The organism is Massilia sp. 9I (assembly GCF_902506415.1).
Taxonomy (GTDB): Bacteria; Pseudomonadota; Gammaproteobacteria; order Burkholderiales; family Burkholderiaceae_D; genus Telluria.
Genome location: NZ_LR733275.1, coordinates 2,347,322 through 2,368,006, shown reverse-complemented (window position 1 = coordinate 2,368,006; position 20,685 = coordinate 2,347,322). Strand labels below are relative to the sequence as shown.

The 20,685-nt window shown below is 64.8% G+C and carries 17 protein-coding genes; 15 read left to right on the top strand and 2 right to left on the bottom strand.

The genetic code is table 11. From position 1 onward, the window contains the following. Positions 1–53: 53 nt before the first annotated feature. Positions 54–530, bottom strand: a complete 477-nt coding sequence (locus GV068_RS10640) for a TadE/TadG family type IV pilus assembly protein (protein ID WP_159697295.1) — start codon at positions 528–530, stop codon at positions 54–56. A 330-nt stretch (positions 531–860) separates the two neighbouring features. On the opposite strand from GV068_RS10640, the gene GV068_RS10635 reads away from it, so the two are divergent. Both GV068_RS10635 and GV068_RS10630 read left to right on the top strand, forming a co-directional pair. Continuing rightward, positions 861–1,172, top strand: coding sequence for a hypothetical protein (locus GV068_RS10635; RefSeq protein ID WP_159697294.1), 312 nt, complete (start codon positions 861–863; stop codon positions 1,170–1,172). A 332-nt stretch (positions 1,173–1,504) separates the two neighbouring features. After that, positions 1,505–2,173 (top strand): response regulator transcription factor, encoded by a 669-nt coding sequence (locus GV068_RS10630; protein WP_159697293.1) that lies wholly within the window; start codon positions 1,505–1,507, stop codon positions 2,171–2,173. A 24-nt stretch (positions 2,174–2,197) separates the two neighbouring features. Here the strand turns inward: GV068_RS10630 and GV068_RS10625 are convergent, their stop codons facing one another. Continuing rightward, positions 2,198–2,869 (bottom strand): response regulator transcription factor, encoded by a 672-nt coding sequence (locus GV068_RS10625; protein ID WP_159697292.1) that lies wholly within the window; start codon positions 2,867–2,869, stop codon positions 2,198–2,200. Between the two features lie 356 nt (positions 2,870–3,225). On the opposite strand from GV068_RS10625, the gene GV068_RS10620 reads away from it, so the two are divergent. The 13 genes from GV068_RS10620 (at position 3,226) to GV068_RS10560 (ending at position 20,671) form a co-directional block, all read left to right on the top strand. Then, the gene (locus tag GV068_RS10620) at positions 3,226–4,269 is read left to right on the top strand and encodes a LysR family transcriptional regulator (RefSeq protein ID WP_159697291.1); all 1,044 of its coding nucleotides are present in this window, start codon (positions 3,226–3,228) and stop codon (positions 4,267–4,269) included. 15 nt (positions 4,270–4,284) lie between these two features. Beyond that, the gene (locus tag GV068_RS10615; protein ID WP_159697290.1) at positions 4,285–5,730 is read left to right on the top strand and encodes a Wzz/FepE/Etk N-terminal domain-containing protein; all 1,446 of its coding nucleotides are present in this window, start codon (positions 4,285–4,287) and stop codon (positions 5,728–5,730) included. 486 nt (positions 5,731–6,216) lie between these two features. Beyond that, positions 6,217–7,425, top strand: a complete 1,209-nt coding sequence (locus GV068_RS10610; RefSeq protein ID WP_159697289.1) for a glycosyltransferase — start codon at positions 6,217–6,219, stop codon at positions 7,423–7,425. Positions 7,426–7,465: 40 nt separating this feature from the next. Continuing rightward, on the top strand, positions 7,466–8,608 hold the full coding sequence (locus GV068_RS10605) for an SDR family oxidoreductase (protein ID WP_159697288.1): 1,143 nt from the start codon (positions 7,466–7,468) through the stop codon (positions 8,606–8,608). Positions 8,609–8,637: 29 nt separating this feature from the next. Then, positions 8,638–9,984 carry a murein biosynthesis integral membrane protein MurJ gene (murJ, locus tag GV068_RS10600; protein WP_159697287.1) on the top strand — a complete coding sequence of 449 codons (1,347 nt, stop codon included), beginning with the start codon at positions 8,638–8,640 and terminating at the stop codon, positions 9,982–9,984. Continuing rightward, entirely contained in the window at positions 9,981–11,108 is a 1,128-nt protein-coding gene (locus GV068_RS10595; protein WP_159697286.1) for a glycosyltransferase family 4 protein, read from the top strand. The genes murJ and GV068_RS10595 overlap by 4 nt, the downstream gene beginning before the upstream one ends. After that, the gene (locus GV068_RS10590) at positions 11,105–12,502 is read left to right on the top strand and encodes an O-antigen ligase (RefSeq protein ID WP_159697285.1); all 1,398 of its coding nucleotides are present in this window, start codon (positions 11,105–11,107) and stop codon (positions 12,500–12,502) included. Before GV068_RS10595 ends, GV068_RS10590 begins: the two co-directional genes overlap by 4 nt. Before the next feature lie 58 nt (positions 12,503–12,560). After that, positions 12,561–13,583: a polysaccharide deacetylase family protein gene (locus GV068_RS10585; RefSeq protein WP_159697284.1), complete on the top strand. Its 1,023-nt coding sequence runs from the start codon at positions 12,561–12,563 to the stop codon at positions 13,581–13,583. Then, entirely contained in the window at positions 13,580–14,716 is a 1,137-nt protein-coding gene (locus GV068_RS10580; protein ID WP_159697283.1) for a glycosyltransferase, read from the top strand. The genes GV068_RS10585 and GV068_RS10580 overlap by 4 nt, the downstream gene beginning before the upstream one ends. Beyond that, positions 14,716–16,731: an asparagine synthase (glutamine-hydrolyzing) gene (asnB, locus tag GV068_RS10575; protein WP_159697282.1), complete on the top strand. Its 2,016-nt coding sequence runs from the start codon at positions 14,716–14,718 to the stop codon at positions 16,729–16,731. Before GV068_RS10580 ends, asnB begins: the two co-directional genes overlap by 1 nt. Positions 16,732–16,740: 9 nt before the next feature. After that, the gene (locus GV068_RS10570) at positions 16,741–17,907 is read left to right on the top strand and encodes a glycosyltransferase family 4 protein (RefSeq protein WP_159697281.1); all 1,167 of its coding nucleotides are present in this window, start codon (positions 16,741–16,743) and stop codon (positions 17,905–17,907) included. After that, positions 17,904–19,604: a GNAT family N-acetyltransferase gene (locus GV068_RS10565; protein ID WP_159697280.1), complete on the top strand. Its 1,701-nt coding sequence runs from the start codon at positions 17,904–17,906 to the stop codon at positions 19,602–19,604. The genes GV068_RS10570 and GV068_RS10565 overlap by 4 nt, the downstream gene beginning before the upstream one ends. Further along, positions 19,601–20,671: a GNAT family N-acetyltransferase gene (locus GV068_RS10560; RefSeq protein WP_159697279.1), complete on the top strand. Its 1,071-nt coding sequence runs from the start codon at positions 19,601–19,603 to the stop codon at positions 20,669–20,671. The genes GV068_RS10565 and GV068_RS10560 overlap by 4 nt, the downstream gene beginning before the upstream one ends. Positions 20,672–20,685 lie beyond the last annotated feature (14 nt).

The following is a 20,685-nucleotide window of genomic DNA, read 5'->3' as shown; positions in this document are numbered from 1 at the left end:
ACTTGCGATTATTTGCATTGAAGCAATTAGTGGCATGTCTAGGAATTGCTCGGTCATCCGCCAACGTAGTTGGTTGATGAAGTGGCGGTTAAAAGAATTTCGCTCGGTAGTCCCCACTGTGTCAGGAAGCTGGAGAGGAACGGGTCAGTCATGTTCACTCGTACGACCACACTGATTTGCCTCGGCGTTGAAAAACCGTCACAGAAGATGCCATCGCACAGCACGTTGACCGATGGAGGGCTATCCCCTGGAGACAGTTCTGCAACCTCATCCAGGACGATCGACCTCGCCAATCCAGCCACCGGGATTTCGAAACCGTTCATGGGAGCTCGAATTTCCTCAGTAGACACACGGGCGAGGAACTTGACAGCGTCTTGGGCCGCCTTCTCGGCAACCGTGTAGTGCCATACGATGCGGCCGAAGAAGACCAGCGTACTAAGAAGTAAAAGGAGTATCGGTAGCACAAAAGCGAATTCGATCGCGACACTACCGCGTGTCGCCGAGCTTCGCGTTAGCAGACGTTTTCGCATTTTCGCCCCCTGGACCACTTTCAATCATGCTCGTACGAATCGAGTCGGACAAGGCTGAGCCTGCTCAAAACCCTGTCGTTCTCACTCGAGAGGAAGTTCCGTTTCATCCTTCAACTGACGCGTCGGCAGCGACCATTCACCGCCCGGCCGCAAGATCTCGACGAGCTGACGGGCTTCTGGCTCGACAACCGGCATATTGGATCCCGCCTAGATTTGATGAAGAACAGCGTCAAGCGCCGTCTGCAGGAGCCTGACCAAACCCGCGCCGAAATGCTGCCTTGATCGAGTGACCGGGCATTCGAAGGAGCCCAGATCATTGCCGCCGCGCTCGTGCTAACGAACCAGCAAACCATCCAGGTCCCAGATGGCGCCGAGGGTTCTCAGGGCTTGAAGCTTGACGCGCTGCTGGTGGGCTGGTCGGCCAAGGAAATTGGCACGCTACTCCAGCGACCGCTATTTGCCACGGATATTTACGGCTCGGTCCGCTTCCATCACCGCTCGGTGAAAGAGTACCTGGCCTCACAGTGGCTTCTGAAACTGCTCAGCCAAGAGGTCTCGCGCCGCAAAGTAGAGGACCTGTTCTTCCGGGAGCAATACGGTCTCGAGGTCGTCGTTCCGTCGCTGCGACCATTGCTACCGTAGCGCGCCATGGTCGACAACCGCATTCTGACCAAGGTGCGCCGTATCGCCCCAGAGATCGTGTTTGAGGGCGGAAAACAGTTGAGATTTCACTTGAAGTTTCAAGTTTAACCAGTATCATTCTGAGATACATCAACTTAGCTTCAATTTTCTTACTCGACTTTGAAGATTTGCATTAGTTTGAAACATTGCAAGTCTTGTGTTTGTCTCGGGTTTTTTGTTGAGCCGGCTCGCGGCATCGCCACGCTGTCGTGTTTGCCATTTTTAGTCTCCCATGCAGCATTGTGGTGACTACGTTGCTTGCTATACCGACGCCCATTATGGCCGGGACTTTCATGCCTAACGGCACTTCGACTTCAGCACTGCAGTCTGGTATCAAGGTGGCGCTTGCCAGTGAGCTCAGCGTGCTTCGGGAAGGCATGAGGCGGATCTTGCTGAAGCACGACGACATACATATTGTGGCCGAGGCCGCGCATTACCACGAATTCCTGACTGACGACGCCAGCCTGTCCGCAGACGTGCTGGTACTGATTGCCCAACCAGCGACCTCAGTGGCGCTTGATGGCCTTGTGCACATGCGCGGCGACCGTCCTTCGCTCAGCGTCATCATGATCGTGCAGAAACCCGGCCTGCCGCAGGTGCTGTCCATCCTGCGCAGCGGGGTACGCGGCCTGATCGATGCAGCAGGCGCGGCCAGTCAGCTACCTGCCGCCGTACGTGCAGTGGCGACCGGGCGGCTCTATTTGCATGAAGACGTGGCCAGGCTGGTCACTTCTGGGTCCAAGGAAATAAACACGGATCATACGCATACGGCACTGACCGAGCGTGAATTCGAGATCTTTTTGCGGATGGCCGCCGGGCAAAAGCCATTGGAAATAGGTGCGACCTTAGGGATCAGCACAAAGACAGTCAGCACGCACAAGTCGAGGCTGATGGAGAAGATGCGCATGAGCTCCGATGCGGAGATCGTACGGTATGCAATCGCCAACGGCTTGCTCAACTGAGGATGGCCGGTCAGGGCATGCCCTTTACGCGTGGATGACAGGGAATGGGTGCGCAATCAACTTGCGCTTCATCGCATATTCCACCACGTCCGCCTCGGTGTGCATCGCCATCTGCTGCATGATCCGCCCCTTGCGTGCGCGGATGCTGGCGACGCTCAATCTGCAGATTTCCGCGATCGTGCTTGCCGGGATCCCTTCCGCCATCAGGCAAAAGATGTCGAAGTCGGTATCGGACAGTTTGTCGTGCTGGCGCTGGGGTCGCCCGTCGTTGATGCTTTCCACAATCAATTCGCACATCGTACTGCTCACGTAAGGCCGCCGCTTTGCGACTGTCCGCACGGCTTCGGCAAGCTGCTTCTCCGTACAATCCTTAGGCAGATATCCGGTGGCCCCGGCGCGCAGTGCGCGCAATGCGAAGTCGCGTTCGTGACACTGGCTCATGGCGACCAGCGGGATGTGGGCAGCCCGCCTGCGCGCTTCGCGGATGAACGCGAGCCCGGGATATCCGCCGATGGCGGTATCCATGATGCATACGTCGGGTTGCAGCTCATGCAGTCCTTGTAAACTCGCTGCAGGGCAAGCCGTTTCGCCGACAATATCAAATTCTTTCGATTTCTCAAGAATTTGTTTAATCCCCTCGCGGATATAAAGATTCCCATCGCAAATCATTACTCTCATCATGTTTTTCTCACCCATTACCGCCGAGTTCGCTCGAATGGAATGTATTGTACAACCTGTGTGTTTCCAAAATCATGTATTCGCGTAAACATGAAAAATATTCAGTGACTGAGTGAGAGTTAGGCTGAGTTAGACCAGGTTTCATTCTTTGTTCACCAATAACAAGCTGTTGCCATCTCCGCATTTAATTTAAGCCCCCGTGCATTGGTTTGATTTTTCGCAAACTTCTTTAGCAGGCAGAGCAATAAACTCGTCAGATATCGCGAACCATTAATTTTAGAAAATATTTCAAAATGAAAGATTAATTCCTCGCGAAAATTCTCCGCCGCAGGCAGGCTGATTATCGGAGTTGTGGAATATTGTGGAGAATGAAAATGATTGAAAGTGATTTGAATGCAATTTCTATTGATGCGAGGGACAAGGAATCGCATACGGCAGACTGGGGCTGCCGGGCAGCTCCGCATTATCGGGGTACTAGAATTAGTTTGAAGCAATGGCGAATGTTTAACGCTGTCATCGATTTCGGCAGTTATGCCGAAGCGGCAGAACGCATGCACGTGAGCCAATCATCGATCAGTCACGCGCTGGCCAAACTGCAGGAACAGTTGGGACTGCCGCTGCTGATCCTCAGAGGCCGCAAGGCCCAGTTGACCGAGGAGGGCACGTTGCTGCTGGAGCGCTCGCGCGACCTGATGCACCGTGCCGCCGATATCGAGGCGCTCGCCGACAGCTTGCGCCATGGCTGCGGGCAGGAAATCCGGATCGCCCTAGCGGCCGACTATCCGGTGGAGTCGCTGAGAGGAGCACTAGAGTCGGTGGCAACAGGCAGGGCGCGATGCAGGCTGAGCGTGCGCGAAGCGACTCCCGAGCAGTTGCGCCGCGTTTTGGACGAGGATACGGTGGAATTTGCGATAGGTACCGAGCCGGTGCCGGGGTTTCTCAGCCGCGAGCTGCCGGGCATCGAGTATCTTGCCGTCGCCGGTCCGCACCATCCGATGCTCAGGCTGGATCATCCGCTCGAACTGGATGAGCTCGAAGAACAATGCCAAGTGGTCCTTGCCGGAAAGGCTAGCACGGCCTGGCCGGAGTTTTCCGGCGGCCGGCCAGCGCAGCAACCTGGCTGCTGGCAGGTCGACAGTCTGGAGCAGGCCATCGCCGCGTTGCGGCATGGGCTGGCCTACGCGTGGCTGCCGCGGCACCGGCTGCAGGGCTGCCTCGACGCTCAGCAGCTACGCCAGCTCCCGCTCGGGAGCGCGGCGAGCCGGACCGTGCCTGTGTACCTGATCCATGGGCGGCGCGCGGCTGCGGGCAGCTTCGCCATGCGCTTTGCCGACACGCTGTGCGCCTGCCGCACGCCGATCCGCCCGTATGTGCCACAACGGACCCCTGCTCGTGCAGCAGGGGGACGAATCGACTGAATCCAGGTGACCACCATGAAATCCTACCTGCAGCAGCCGTTACGACAGCCGGACGACGAACGGCCCTCTTACGACGCGGTCCGCCGCACGCGCAGCGTGCTGTCAAACTGGCGCCTGATCTCCGCCGTTGCCATTCCGCTCGCATTGCTTGGCCTGCTCCATGCCTTGACGGTGGCGCCTGTGTTCCAGGCCAATATGCTCATACAGATCAAGCGCAGCCCGCAACTTGCGGCCGAGCAGCGGATCGACATGCCCGCCGCGACCGAGGTGGAGATCCTGCGTTCGCGCTCGGTCCTGGGAGGTGTGGTTGACGCTCTCCGGCTCGATATCAGCGTCGAGCCGAGGCGCTTTCCGGTGCTCGGCGCGTTCCTCGCCCGCCACGGACACAGCTGGGCGATTCCTGGTCTTTCCGGCTCGGGGAACTATGCCTGGGCCGACGAACGCGTGACCCTGGCCAGGTTCGCGATCCCGCATGCGCTGCTGGGCAGGCCATTTGTCCTGACTGCGACCGGCCAGGGCGGGTTCACGCTCGCGCAGCAGGAATCCGGCATCCTGGTATCCGGGGAAGCAGGCACGGGCCTGCGTGCCATGACGCCTCATGGCGCGCTCGATATCCTCGTGACCGATATTCGCGCTCGCCCTGGCACGCAATTCGTCGTCAGCAGGGTATCGCGCTTCCAAGCGGTAGACCGCCTGCAGCACGCGCTGGTGATCGGGGAAACAGCCAAGCAGTCGAATGTGATCGGCCTGTCACTGAAAGGATCCGATCCGGAGCTGCTCAGCCGCATCCTGAACCAGGTCGGGAGCGAATACCTGAAGCAGCACGCCAGCGACCAGTCCGGCGCCGCCAGTGCCGCCCTGGCCTTCTATGACCGCCAGCTCGACGAATCGCGCGACAAGCTGCGGCAACTCGACGCCCGCTTCGCGCGCGTGCAAGGCATACATGGAACGGGAGACCCAGCGGAAGAGTCCAGGCTGCTGTCGCAGCAAACGCTTGCGCTTCAGGACAGGCTGGCGGAAGCCGAACGGGTACGGATCGAACTGGCCAGCCGCTACCTGCCTGCACACCCGATGATGTCTGGTGCCGACGAACGGGTTCGCAGCCTGCGCGGCGAACTGGCTGCGGTCCAGGCAAAACGGCGTTCCCTGTCTGGGGCGGAACGGGAAATGAGCAACCTCGTGCGCGAGAAGCAGATCAATGCCGATATCAGCGCTGGCCTGCTTATGGTCCGACAGAAACTCGACGCACTCGACAGCGCCGGACATGACGAGGTGCGCCTGGTAGACCGTGCCGAAACGCCGTTCCAGCCGGTCAATCTGGGAGTTGGCGCGCGGGTCGCGCTGGCCTGTCTCGGCGCACTTGTTGCCGGGCTGCTGGCTTCGCACATGAAAAACACCCTGGATGAAGGCCGCCGGCGCCCGCCGCCGCCGCGCTATGACGGTCATTTCCGCCTCGCGTAAAGAATGGCTTGAAGTATCGCGGGAACATTGGCTGGACCCTGCCATTGTATTTGAACCGGAGCTGTCCCGCGTGCCTCGGCATTATCTTGTATTCGTCAAAGCCACCCCGCGAATAAGAGTCGGGCGCTCGCCTGCGCCGCTGCCATATTAGAGTCCGACACCATCCAAGGGCTTCGCCGGGACAGCCATCGGACATCAATCGAAAGAACATTGGACGCATGAATAAAATGCATGCGATTCCGTATCCGCCGCACCGAATCCATCGAATTTTACCACCTGTCCGCCCAGCCGATTCTGCTAATCTGTTTTTCATGGTTTGCAAGGGATGGCGGTCTGGAAGGTGCGCGCTGCCTCTGAGTACCGGTCTGGGATCGGCGAATTCCAAAGTGCTCCGCAAGAAACGAGCAGAACCAGCGCAACATAAGCGCAGCATAAGCGCGGCGTAAAGCGAAGGATAGGTTTTCCAAAACAAGGGGATGGCTAACCATGAACGCCATTAGCATTATTCCGAGCCGGGATCCGCGTCTGATCGATCATGCTATCGGCGATCTTTCTCAATTGTTCCTGGTGTCGCTCGGCGTCAGTCTCGCAATATGCGCGTTGAATATCGCGACAGAGCGCTGGCATCGCGTTTATTCGTTCGACACCGATACCACGGGTGTCCAGAAAGTACACAAGCGGGGTGTTCCGCGTACCGGTGGCCTGGCCCTCGTGACCGGGGTTGCCGTGGTTCCGCTGCTGGCCGCGCTGGATTACCAGCGCCTTGAATTCGGCGCGATCGAATATCTCTTCCTGCTCAAACTGTGGCTCGCGGCGATGCCGGCCTTCTTGACGGGAATCTGCGAGGACCTGAGCAAGCGCGTGTCGGTACGCACCCGATTCTGTTCGATCGTGGCAAGCGCCGTGCTGGCCGCCTGGATGCTCGGTGCCCGCTTGCCGCGGGTTGACATCTGGGGCGTCGACGCAGTCCTTGGCCTGTTGCCGGTCTCGCTGGTACTGACCGTGTTCGCGGTGGCAGGTGTCAGCAACGCCATCAACATTATCGATGGCTTCAACGGTGTCGCCGGCGCGACCGTTGCCATCGTCCTCGCCGGCATGGCGCTGCTGGGCTGGAGGGAGGGCGATGGGCTGGTCGTCCAGCTGGCGCTCGCGGGCCTCGGGGCCACGCTCGGCTTTCTGCTTCTGAACTACCCGACTGGGCGCCTGTTCATGGGGGATGGGGGCGCCTACTTCCTGGGCTTCTGGGCTGCGGAAACCGCCGTGCTTGCAATCGTCCGCAATCCCGGAATCAATGCCTGGCAGGTGCTTGCCATGTTCGCCTATCCAGTGACCGAGGTGTTGTTCAGCATGTATCGCAGAAAGATCCTGCGCGACAGCAAGGTCGGCGCGCCGGACCGCCTGCACCTCCATTCGCTGTTCTACCGGCGCGTCGCGCGGCAGCGTCTCAGCGCCACGCGCTTTCCCTGGATGTGCAACGCTGGTGTTGCCTGCTTCGTCACCAGCTGGATGGCATCGGCGACCCTGGCCGCGCTCCTTTGGGGTAATACGGTTGGCGGCGCGGCCTTGCTAGTGCTGGTCCAGTTGCTGGCCTATGTCGCGATCTACATGCGCCTGGTGCGCGGGCATTGGGGACATTGTCGCCATCCCGCAGTGTTGTTTGGCTTGCGTCCCGCCACGAGACTCGTCCCGGCCTGAGCCGTTTATGAAGAACACTCATCAATACTAGGGAAAATCAATGAACAATTTTAATAAACTGCAGGCTGAACTGCGCGACCGACCGCGTACCTGGCTGGTAACCGGTTGCGCCGGCTTCATCGGATCAAACCTCACCGAGTTCCTGCTCAAGCTTGATCAGCGCGTCGTAGGACTGGACAATTTTTCGACAGGCTACCGGCACAATCTGGACGACCTGCTGTCCGTGCTCTCGCCGGCCCAGCGCCACCGCTTCCGGTTCATGGAAGGCGACATCCGTGACTTGCCGGCCTGCCGGCGTGCTGTCGAGGGCGTCGATGTGGTGCTGCACCAAGCGGCTCTGGGCTCGGTCCCCCGTTCGATCGACGATCCGGTCGCCACCAGCGATGCCAATGTGGCCGGATTCCTCAACATGCTGGTGGCCGCAAGGGATGCGCAGGTCAAGTCCTTCGTCTATGCCTCTTCCAGTGCGACCTATGGCGACCATGCGGCGCTGCCCAAGGTCGAGGACCGTATCGGCCGGCCGCTGTCGCCATATGCGGTAAGCAAGTGTGTGAACGAACTGTATGCGGAAGTTTTCGCCCGTTGCTATGGCTTCGGCTCGGTCGGCCTGCGTTACTTCAACGTCTTCGGCAAGCGCCAGGATCCGAATGGTGCTTACGCCGCCGTGATTCCGAAGTGGATCGGGTCCATGATCGCAGGCGGCGAGGTGGTCATCAACGGCGATGGCAGCACTACCCGCGACTTCTGCCATGTGAGCAATGCCATCCAGGCCAATGTGCTGGCCGCCATGCTGCAAGACCCTTGCACGAGCGAGATATACAACGTGGCGGTCGACGACGCCACCAGCCTGAACCGCCTGTTCGCCTACCTCAAGGCGATTCTTCACGCCTACGGCGTGGCGGTGAGGCGGGGACCGGTCCATGCCGAATTTCGGCGCGGCGACATTCGGCACTCGCAGGCCGACATCGGCAAGGCCGTGCGTGCGCTCGGCTATACACCGGAGTTCCGCATTTTCGCGGGACTGGAGGCAACGGTTCCCTCGTATCTCAAGCGCCATGCCCAGGCGTTCCCGGCACCGGCGCCCGCCGAGGCCGCGATTGCCGCACAGGGGCAGGAGGCCATGGCCGCCGCACAAGCGGCGCCCGACATCGGCAGGGTAAATGGCTATCGCGTCGCAGGCTGAACGGCCCAGGCGCGCGCGGGTGGACGCAGATGAATCTCCTGGGCACACTGAACCTGCGCATGCGCACGGCCGACCCGCGCCATGGCGCGATCCTGCGCGGCATGTTTACCGTGGCGGTGTTCGCGCTGTTCGGCAAGCTGATGAGCGCCGGCAAGGAGATGGCGGTCGCCTTCCGCTACGGACTGGCGGTGGAGGTGGACGCCTATCAGTTCCTCTACAACCTGGTGTCCTGGCCGGTTGGCGTGTGGTGCAGCGTGCTGACCGCGGTATTGGTGCCCCTGGCTGCGCGGATGCGCGGTGCGGCGGAGCAGGAACTGCCGCGCTTTCGCGCCGAGTTGCTCGGTATGGCGATGCTGACCGGCGCCGCGCTCGCGCTGATCGCGTGGGTCGTGCTGCATGCGGGCATCGGGCGCGGCTATGGCGGCATGCCGGCGCGGATGGCGGAAGTGGTCCTGGCTGCCTCGCCAGCCATGGCGCTCATGCTGCCGCTCGGGATTCTGACCGCCCTGCAATCGGCATGGATGCTGGCGGCGGCGCACCATGTCAACACCCTGTACGAGTGTTTTCCGCCGCTGTGCATCATGGCCGCGGTGCTGGCCTGGCCGGGAGGCGGCATCGCCCCACTGGCCTGGGGCAGCGTGGCCGGACTGGCGGTCCAGCTGTTGGTCCTGGCAGCGCCCGCGCTGCGCCGCGGCGTGTTCGCGGCGCCCCGGTTCACCCGCAGCTCGCCCCAATGGCCGTGGTTCTGGCAAGGATTCGGCATCATGCTGCTGGGCCAGGCGTTCATGAGCCTGTCCACCGTGTTCGACCAGTTTTTCGCGGTTGCCGTTGGCGCCGGCGCGGCGGCCACGCTGGGCTATGCGAACCGGGTCCTTTCGTTGGTCCTGGCGCTGGCGGCCATTGCGGTGTCGCGTGCCACGCTGCCGGTATTCTCGGGAAGCGGCGGCGACGGGCCCGGTCTGCTGCGCCTGGCCCGCGCCTGGGCGTTCCTGATGCTGATGGCGGGCGTGGTGGCAATGCTGGCATGCCATGCGGTCGCGCCCTGGCTCGTCGCGCTCCTGTTCGAGCGCGGACGCTTCGACGCCGAGGACACCCGACGGGTAGCGCAGGCGCTGCGCTACGCCTTGCCCCAGCTCCCATTCTACTTCTGTTCGATGGTCCTCGTCAGTTATGCCCTGAGCCAGCGCCGCTACCGGCTGGTATTCTGGTCCGGCCTGCTCGGCTGCGCGGCCAAGCTGGCCGGGAACTGGCTCCTGGTGCCCTATCTGGCGGTGAACGGCATTGCGCTCGCCACCACCTTCACCTATGCGCTAAACGCGCTGCTCTTCCATGTCGCGCTGGGCCGGGACGGGATGCGGACCAGGTTGCTGCAATGAAGATCCTGCTCTTTACCAACAGCTTGGGCGGGGGCGGCGCCGAGCGCGTCGTGGCGAGCCTCGCCAACCATTGGGCCGGGCGTGGGTGGCGGGTAAGCATCGTGACCATCGAGCCGGCGCGCGCCGACTTCCACCGCCTCGACCCGGGGGTCGAGCGGATCGCGCTCGACCTTGGCAGACCCAGCAGGGGTGCGCTCGACGCACTGAGCCAGAATCTACGCCGCATCATTGCCTTGCGCAGGGTGCTGGCGGCGGCGCGGCCGGACGTGGCGCTCGCGCTGATGAGCACGCCCAATGTGCTGCTCGCTTTTGCCAGCCTTGGCATGGCGCGGATGCGCACGGTCGGCTCGGAGCGCTGCTACCCGCCGCACCATCCGCTCGGGCGGGTCTGGACGGCGCTGCGGCGCCGGATGTACCGGCGCCTCGACGCGCTGGTGGCCCAGACCCGCGAAAGCGCCGCGTGGATCCGCGCTCACTGCCCGGCGCAGCGGGTGCCGGTAATCCCGAACGCCGCCCTGTGGCCCTTGCCCCAGCATTTACCGCGCATCGCGCCGCAGGACATGTGCCTGCCGCGGCGCCGGATCCTACTGGCCGTCGGCCGGCTGGAACCCGTCAAGAACTTCGGCGCCCTGGTCGAGGTGTTCAGGCGGATCGCTCCCGCCCATCCCGAATGGGATCTGGTGATCCTGGGGGAGGGGGCGCAGCGGCCGGCGCTGGAAGCCGCTGCGGGCGCAGCGCTGGGCGCGGGCAGGATCCGGCTGCCCGGCATTGCCGGCAACGTCGGCGACTGGTATGCAAGGGCGGACCTGTATGTCCTGTGCTCGCATTCGGAAGGCTTTCCCAATTGCCTTGCCGAAGCGCTCGCACACGGGCTGCCGGCGGTCAGTGTCGATTGCGATACCGGCCCGCGCGACATCGTGCGGCATGGCGTGGACGGCTTGCTGGTCGCGCCCGGAGACGGCGCCGCACTCGGCCTCGCCCTGGAGCGCCTGATGGAGGACCCAGGACTGCGGAGCCGCTTCGCCGCCCGCGCGTGCGAGGCGCGCGAGCGCTTCTCGCTGGAACGGGTAGCCGGCATGTGGGAGGCGTTGTTCCGCGACCTGCATGTGGGGAGGCGGACATGAACATGCGTGCCAGTGTCGCGGCGGGCATGTATTCATGGGAGCCGCGCCCGCTTCCGCGATACGAGCCGGCTGGCGGGCGCATCGCCGCCTGCTACCGGGCCTGCGTGCTGGCGCTGGCGGTCGTGGTTCTGTACGCCAACCTGCCCATCTACGGCTATGTGCTGGACCCGCGCCTGCTGCCCAAATTCGCATTCGCCGCACTCTGCCTGCTGCTCGCGCCGCTCGTCCTGCTCGAGCGGCGCATGCTGGCCGCCTACCTGCTGTCTCCGTTTGCCTTGTGGAGCGGCCTGCTGCTGCTCGTTAACCTTGCCCACCTCGCGGGTCTCGCGGACGGGTCGAGCGTCGCCGGCAGCTGGCTGGCCGACGCCAGCATGGAGGCGCGGCGCGCGGCGATCCTGACCCGCGTCCAGTACATTCTGTTCGTGTGCGCCCTCGGCTTCGTCGTGCATGCGGCTGCGGTCACCAGCTGGTTGCGCGCGGCCGTTTTGCTGGCGCTGCTGTTGCCCGGCGCGGTGCTGCTCGACTTCCTGGCGCCGGGTCTGTTCTATCCGCTCGATACCAATGGCGCCGTGCTGGGGCGCGCAGCGGCCATGTTCATCAATCCGAACATGGCCGGCGAAGCGATCCTGCTGATACTGCTCCTGGCCTTCGCCGCTACGCCGGCGCGCTGGCGCGCGGTGCTGTGCATGCTGGCGGGGGGCGCCGTGCTTTGCACGTTCTCGCGCGCCGCGATCCTGGGCTGGGCGCTGCTGATCCCGATCCTGGCCGTCACCGGAGTCCTGCCGCGCCGCAGCCTGCCCCTGGTCGTGCTGGTTCTGGGACTGGCCATGGCCGGCCTCGGCGCCTTCGAGGGCTACCTGAATGCGCGCAGCGGATTCGACGACGCCAGCGAGAACATTCTGGCCCGCCTCGACTTCTTTTCCAGCTTCAGCCTGAGCGACGACAGCGCCGAGGAGCGCACCGACGTGCTCGTTGCCAGCTGGGAGTTGTTCAGGCACAGCCCCGTGTTCGGCGCCGGCGCGGGGGCCACCCAGTTCTGGTCGCATCGCGGCGGTACCCACAACCAGCTGCTTCTGCTGGCAGCCGAATACGGCCTGTTCGGCGTCGGCCTGTGGGCGTGGATGGCGGTAATCCTCTGGCGCGGGCGCTTTTTTTCCGAACGCGGTTTGCAGGTGGCGATGGTCTTCCTGTACCTGTTCATGAGCTTGTTTACCCATGCGATGCTGGACGGTTCGACCTTCTGGCTGGCGAGCTTCGCCATCGTCAGCGTCCGTACGCAGGCCTTGGCGAGGCCCCTCGCCCCGCCCCGCGCCACAGCGGCGGGGCCGGTGCAGCTGGCCTGGACCTACGCGCGGCTCGCGCCGCACGGGTATTGGCGCGGGGTAGTGCGATGAGCCTGCCACGGCCGCGCTTCACCGGCGCCGGAGACCGCCGGCTTCGACAGGGAGCGTCATGAGCACTTCAAGTTTCGTCATCTCGCTCGACTTCGAGCTGTTCTGGGGCGTCAGCGACAGCCAGGAAGTAGCAGGTTACGGCCGCAATGTCCTGGGCGAGTGGGAGGCCATCCCCCGCATGCTGGACCTGTTTCGCCGCTACGGCGCCAGGGTGACCTGGGCCACGGTGGGGATGATCATGTGCCGCGATTATCACCAATGGCGTGCGATCAGGCCGCTGGCCGCACCGCGCTACGAGCGTTGCGGCATCGACCCCTATCGGCTCGACGCGCTGGTCTCCGAACATCCCGCGCTGTTTTTCGCACGGCCGCTGGTCGAGCAGATCCTGGCGACCCCGGGCCAGGAGCTCGCGACGCACACCTACAGCCACTTCTATTGCAAGGAGCCGGGCACCACCGTGGCGCAGTTCGCCGCAGACCTGGCGTGCGCGCTGGCCCTGGCCGAAGAGATGGGCGTCTGTTTCCGCAGTGCGGTATTCCCGCGCAACCAGGTAGTGGAACAATACCTGGACGTGCTGCCGGAAGCCGGCATCCAGGTGTACCGAGGCACACTGCACCACTGGCTGTACCGCAACGGCGACGCGGTGGCGGGCGGCCTGCTCGGCCGCGCGGTGCGCTATGCGGACGCCTTCGTGCCGCTGAGCGGAAACGGGGTGGTACATGCGCTGGCCGATGGTGCGCTGGTGAACCTTCCGGCCAGCCTTTTCCTGTATCCCTGGTCGGGCCGCTACCGCGGGACGGCGACGCGCCTGGAACGGCTGAAACGGGCGATGAACGCGGCCGCGCGCAGCGGCGGCGTGTTCCACCTGTGGTGGCATCCACACAACTTTGGCGCCAACCTGGAACAGAACCTGGCCGTTCTCGAGGCATTGCTGGAGCATTACCGCGGCCTGGCAGAGCGCTACGGGATGGAGAGCCGCTGCATGGGAGACTTCGCGGCGCCAGAGGCGCCCGCTCACTGCGGCGCCGCCCAGGCGATGGGGCCCCTGCAACTGCGCCGCGAGACGGGGAGCCGGCCATGAGGCGTCACGTCCTGCACGTGATCACCGGACTGGCGGTTGGCGGTGCCGAGATGGCGCTGTTCCGCCTGATCCAGGAATTCCGCGGCAGCGGGTACAGCCATACCGTCGTGGCGCTGACTCCGGGGGGAGGCATGTACCGGCGCTTTACCGAGGCCGGCATCGGACTGGTCGTCCTCGACGTGCGACGTTCGCCTGTCTCGCACATGCTGCGCCTCGTCAAGCTGATCCGCACCCTGCGTCCCGACGTCGTCCAGACCTGGCTCTACCACGCCGACCTCCTCGGCGGACTGGCCGCGCTGCTGGCGGGAAACCGCAACATCATCTGGGGCATTCGCACCACCGACGTCGACGGAGGCTGCGCGCGCCTCACCGCGCTGGTGCGCCGGGCCTGCGCGTGGATGTCGCGCCGCATTCCCCACACCATCGTGTGCGTCGCCGAAGCCGCACTCCGCTCGCATGCCGTGATCGGCTACGACGCCCGCCGCATGGTGGTCGTGGCTAACGGCTTCGACCTGGCCGCGCTGAGCGCCAGCCAGCAGCAGCGGAGCCGCCTGCGCGACGCTTGCGGTTTTGATCCGGGCCAGGTGGTGCTGGGCACCCTCGGCCGCTTCAACCTGGACAAGGACCATGCCAATTTCGTGCAGGCGGCGGCGCGTCTGGCGCGCAGCCACCCCGAGCTGCGCTTCCTGATGGTCGGCAAGAACCTGGATGAAAGCAATTCCGAGCTGATGGGCTGGATCGCCGCCACCGGTTGCGCCGGGCGCTTCGCTCTGCTCGGAGAGCGCGCCGACGTTGCAGTGTGCCTTGCGGCGATGGACATTTTCTGCCTGTCCTCGCGTACCGAGGCGTTCCCGAACGTGCTGGGCGAAGCGATGGCGTGCGGGCTGCCCTGCGTGGCGACCGACGTCGGCGATGTCGGGATCCTGATGGCCGATACCGGCGTGATCGTTCCGCGCTCGGATCCGGATGCCCTGGCCGGAGGGGTCCGGGACCTCTTGGCGCAGGGCCCCAACCGGCGCGCGCATCTGGGCTGGCGTGGACGGCAGCGCGTCCGTGCGCTGTTCACCATGGCCTGCGTGCGCCAGCGCTTCGAAGGCATTTACGAGAACGTCATAGCGGGAAGGAGGCTGTAATGTGCGGATTTACCGGTTTTCTGGGTGCCACCCCGTTCCAGGGCAAGGAAGCGAATGAGGCCGTCCTTGTGCGCATGACCTGCCATCTCCGGCATCGCGGGCCGGACGATGGCGGCTACTGGTGCGATGCCGAGCACGGCGTGGCGCTAGGCCACCGGCGGCTGTCGATCATCGACCTGTCGCCGGCGGGGCACCAGCCGATGCATTCGGCGCCGCGCCGCTACGTCCTCGCCTTCAACGGCGAGATCTACAACCACCTGCTGCTGCGCGACCAGCTCGAGGGTGCCGGCCTGGCGCCGGCCTGGCGCGGCCACTCCGACACCGAAACCCTGCTCGCCGGCTTCGAGGCGTGGGGCGTGGGCGGGACGGTCCAGCGGGCGGTGGGCATGTTCGCATTCGCCGTGTGGGACCGCGAAACGCGCACGCTCACCCTGGGCCGCGACCGGATCGGCGAGAAGCCCCTGTACTACGGCTGGCAGGGGCAGGGCGGGGCGGCGGTCTTCCTGTTCGGATCCGAACTCAAGGCCTTGCGCGCCCACCCCCGCTTCGAGCACCGGATCGACCGCGGCGCGCTGTGCCTGCAGATGCGGCACAGCTGCATCCCGGCGCCGTACTCGATCTACGAAGGCATCGCCAAGCTGATGCCCGGCTGCCTGCTCAGCGTCTCGGCCGAACGGCCGGCGCCACGCACCGTGCGATACTGGTCCGCGGCTGAAGTAATGGCAGAGGGCGTGCGCAGTCCGTTCGCCGGCGGCGCCTTGCGCGCCGTCGACCGCCTCGACGCCCTGTTGCGCGACGCGGTGCGGATGCAGATGGTGGCCGACGTGCCCCTCGGCGCCTTCCTTTCCGGGGGCATCGACTCGTCGACCGTGGTGGCGTTGATGCAGGCGCAGTCGGCGCGGCCGGTCAAGACCTTCTCGATCGGCTTTCATGAGGAAGCCTATGACGAGGCACGCTATGCGCGCGAAGTGGCGCGCCACCTGGGAACCGATCATACCGAGCTGTATGTCAGCGCCGCCGAGGCACGCGAGCTCGTGCCCGCGCTGCAGGCCATCCACGACGAGCCGTTCTCCGATTCGTCCCAGCTGCCGACCTCGCTGGTTGCGCGGCTGGCGCGGCGCGAGGTCGGCGTCGCGATGTCCGGCGACGCCGGCGACGAGCTGTTCTGCGGCTACCAGCGCTACCAGTTCGCGGCACGGCTGTGGCGCCGCATCGCAGCCGCGCCGCTGCCGCTGCGGCGCGGCGCCGCCGGCGCCATCCGGGGCGTGCGGGTAGCCACGTGGAACACGCTCCTGCGCGGCCTGGGGCGCTACGCCCCCAGGGCGCTGCGCGGACCGAATCCGGGCGACAAGCTGCACAAGGGCGCCGGCGTGCTGGCCTGCGCTGGCATGGACGAGCTCTATCTCGGTCTGGTATCCCATTGGGACGATCCCGCGGCGCTGGTGATTGGCGCCCGCGAACCGACGACCCTGCTCAATGGCGAGCCCGCGGCGTTTCCCGGGATGGACGGGATCCAGCGCATGATGGCGCTCGACCTGTTGACCTACCTGCCGGACGACATCCTGGTGAAGGTGGACCGCGCGGCGATGAACGTGTCGCTGGAAACCAGGGTGCCCTTCCTCGACCATCGGGTGGTCGAATTTGCGTGGCGCCTGCCGCAGTCCATGAAGTTGAACGACGGCTGCAGCAAGTGGGCGCTGCGCCAGGTCCTGTACCGTTACGTGCCGCGCGCCCTGATCGAGCGGCCCAAGATGGGCTTCGGGATCCCCGTCGGAGACTGGCTGCGCGGCCCCCTGCGCGACTGGGCGGAAGCGCTGCTCGCGCCCGACCGCCTGCGCGCCGAAGGCTACTTCGACGCGCAGGCGGTCCGTTCGCGCTGGGACGAGCATCTCGCCGGGCGCCGCAACTGGCAGTACCACCTGTGGGACGTGCTCATGTTCCAGTCCTGGCTGGAGGGCTCCTTCGGCGACGCCGGCCTGGCCGCGGCTGCCCCGGCTGCGGCGCAGCTGCACTGAGAGACCGCCATGAACCGGAAAATCGTCATCTCGGTGAACACCGCGTGGAACATCTGCAATTTCCGCTCCGGCCTGGTCAGGGCTTTGGTCGAGCGCGGCTACGACGTGATGGTCCTGGCGCGCAGCGATGAATACGCGTGCCGGCTTGCGGCGCTGGGCTGCCGCTTCAAGCTACTGTCGATGGAGGCCAACGGCACCAGCCCTGGGCGCGACCTGGCGCTGCTGGTCAAATACCGGCGGGTATTGCAGTCGCTGCGGCCGCTGGCCTTCCTGGGCTACACCATCAAGCCGAACGTCTATGGTTCGATCGCCGCCAACGGGCTGCAGATCCCCGTGATCAACAACATCGCAGGACTGGGCACCGGTTTCCTCCACGGCTCGCTGCTCAGCTGCCTGGTCAAGCGCCTGTATCGCCACGCATTGCGCCGTTCACGCCGGGTGTTCTTCCAGAATGCCGACGACCGCAGGCTCTTTCTGGACGCCGGTCTCGCGCGCGAGCAGGTAGCGGAAGTACTGCCGGGATCCGGGATCGATCTCGGGCACTTCCAGCCGGCGCCGCGCAGCGTGGCGGGAGGACGGGGATTCCGCTTCCTGCTGGTGGGCAGGTTGTTGAAGGACAAGGGTGTCGAGGAGTTCGCGGCTGCGGCCGAGATCGTGCTGCGCCAGCGCGCGGATGTCAGCTTCCAGCTGCTGGGCGCGGCCGATCCCGACAATCCGAACGCGATCCCGGCCGAACGGATCCGGTGCTGGGAAGATCGCGGCCTGCTGCGCCACCTGGCCCGGACCGACGACGTGCGTCCCTACCTGGCGGAGGCCGACTGCATCGTGCTGCCGTCCTACCGTGAGGGCGTCCCGCACTCGCTGCTCGAGGCGGCGGCCATGGCGCGTCCGATCATCGCCACCGACGTCGCCGGCTGCCGCGACGTGGTCGACGACGGCCGCAACGGCTTCCTGTGCCAGGCCAGAAGCGCCGCCGACCTGGCCGACAAGATGCTCCGGATGGCGGCGCTCGCCCCCTGGCAACGCGACCTGATGGGAGAATACGGGCACGCCAAGGTCGCTGCGCAGTTCGACGTGAACATCGTGATCGCCAGGTATCTGGACGCGATCGACGAGATCGAGTCTGGCAGGCAGCAGGCCCGGGTCTTGGGTATGGACGCTGGAGGAGTCGCATGAACCTGATACTGTTGACCGGAAGCGAGGCGCAGGACGCGCTCGCGTCGGACGAGTTCCAGGAGCACTGGCGCGCCCTGTACGAGCGCTGCCCCTGGGCGAGCGCCTGCCAGCATCCGGGTTTCGTCCTGCCCTGGTACCGACTGTACCATGACGCCTTCCTTGCCGTCGTCGTCATCGCGCGCTATCCCGAGGGCGGGTTGGCGGGGCTGCTGACGCTTGCCAGGCCCAGGGCAGGCGGCGCCATCACCGCAGCCGGAGAACGCCAGGCCGAGTACCATGCCTGGCTGGCGTCTCCGGCGGATGCCGACGGCTTCATCCTCGCAGCGCTCACCGTGCTGCGCCGTGCGTTCGGCGGAGTCGAGCTGCGCCTCAGGTATCTGCCTCCCGGGATCCCCCTCGGGTGGAGCGTCGCGGGTGGCGGCGCGGCCCGGCATTGCGTGCTCCACGCCAGCCGGCGGCCGCTGGTGCATGTGGATGCAAGCGCGATGGCGCGCCAGCGCAGCAAGAAGAACCATCGCCAGAACTTCAACCGGCTGGGACGAATGGGGCGGCCGGCATTCGAAAAGATAGACAGCCACGCGCGTTTTGCCGAAGTGGCCGACGATATCCGCAGCCAGTACGACTTCAGGCAGGCCGTGCTGCACCACCAGACGCCCTTCCGGGACGACCCGCGCAAGCTGCCTTTCCTGTTCGCGCTGCACGAGCGGGGCCTGCTGCACGTCACGGTACTCACCATCGACGGTGAGGTCGCGGCCTCCCATGTGGGCTTGCTGAGTCCGGGGCGCGCCGTGCACCTCGGGCTCAACACCCACTCGCCCGTCTATGCCGCCCATTCTCCGGGCCACCTGTTGCTCGCCATGCTCGGGGTCCGCCTCGCCGAGGAAGGCATGCCGCTGTTCGACCTGACACCCGGCGGTGACGAGTACAAGGAACATTTCGCCACAGGGCACGACCTTGTCTTCGAACTGGTCGCGTACGGCAGCGGGACCCGGCGCCTGGCAGGCCAGGTGCGAAGCGCCGCGCTTCACTGCGCAAAGGCGGGCCTGCGCGCTGCTGGCCTCCGCAGAGCCGACCTCTCGGCCATACGCGCTGCCTTCCCGGAGATGCTGCGGCGCTGGCGCGCGTGCGTGGTCGACTGTGTACGGGGCCGCCCGCACGGACGGCTTGCCGCAGGCTGGCTGGTGCGACAGGCCGGTGCCGCGCCAGGCGACACGCTCCGCCCGGCTTTAGCCCGAAACCGGCTGGCCGATGCCCTCTGTTTCGACGAAGCGGGTGCGCCGCTCGGCTACTGGCAGTTCCAGCGTCAGGCGATCAGCAGGATGGAACACTCGCGCCAGCTCTACAGTCTCGCGAAGGACGGAAAGCTGCTCGTCTGCTGCTGGCTGGCGATTGGCGCCGCAGGGGCCCTGCCGCCCGAGCTGCGGCCGGTCACGGACGGGCGCGAGGGCGCCATTCTGCTGTTCGACCTGTACCGGCACCCGGAATTCGCGGACAGGGCGTGCGTGGTGGACTTCATCGCCAGCTTGCTGCACGAGCTGCGGCGCCGGGGAATGGACGGACCGATCGCGGTCGACTGCGGCTGGAATCCGGAATTGCGCCAGATGTTCGAGGCAAACGGCTTTGCCGCTATCGACCGTGCTCCATTGCGGCGTGATGGGGAGTCTCCGCCAGTGGGCCTGCGGGAGGCGGGATCATGAGCGCCGGCGCGCGGCAGGACCAGGACATCACGATCGCCTGCTACCGCAACGAGATCCCTTCCTTTATCGAAGAGGATCTGGTCGCGCTGTATGGGATTCTGCACTCCTCGCTGCCGTTCTTCGAGATCTTCCGCTCTACGCGGGGACTGAGCTGCTATGTGTGCAGGAGGCGGGGCCGCCCGCTTGCGATTTTCCTGTTTTCGCTCGACGGCAGTTGCCTGGAGGTGGTCAATGAAATGATCGAGGTCGAGCGGGAGGAAGTGCTGCGCTTTGTGCGTTACGCCTTTGCGCACTTCCCCCAAGTCGACCTGGTCCGGTTCAAAGCGGTGAAGGCGCCCATGCGCCACTGCGACTTTCCGTTCCAGCAATACCACGCCAAGGATACGCTCTGCATCTCGTTTCCCGCGACGATCGAGGAGTACATGGCGGGCCTGGGACGATCCACGCGCACGACGATCCAATACAAGGGCAACAAGGCACGTCGCGAATTGCCGTCCCTGCGTGTGGAATTCCGAACCGGAGAGCAGATCGACGATGCGCAGCTGCTCAGGATCATGCAGCTCAGCGAAGCGAAAATCAATGCTCGCCAGGTCAAGCTGCACTACGACCGGGAACGTATCGCTGCCCTCGCCAGGCGCTGCGGCTTCATCACCGTGGTCCTGGTGGACGACTGCGTGGCGGCCGGCTCGATCGCCTACCGGACGGGCGAGCACTACTTCGGAGAGGTGACTGCGTATGACAGCCGATACGAGCGCTACAGCCTGGGCACGCTGTGCGCGCACGAGACCATCCGTGAACTCATCGCGCGCGGCGCGCGCCGGCTGTACCTGGGCGGCGGCGCCTTCGACTACAAGGAGCGGCTGCGCGGGGAAACGGTGAGCATGGACGAACTCACGATCTACCGCTCGCACTGGGGCATGATGGCCAATCCCCGCCACACGGCCAGAACCATCGTGGGCGCGCGCATTCGCGCATGCAAGGACGTGCTGCATCGCCATCGCAGGCACATGCTGGCCAGAATCGTGTTCGATGGTTACTACCTGATGAAAAACAGGGTGCTCAAATGAGCGTTGCGCAGGTG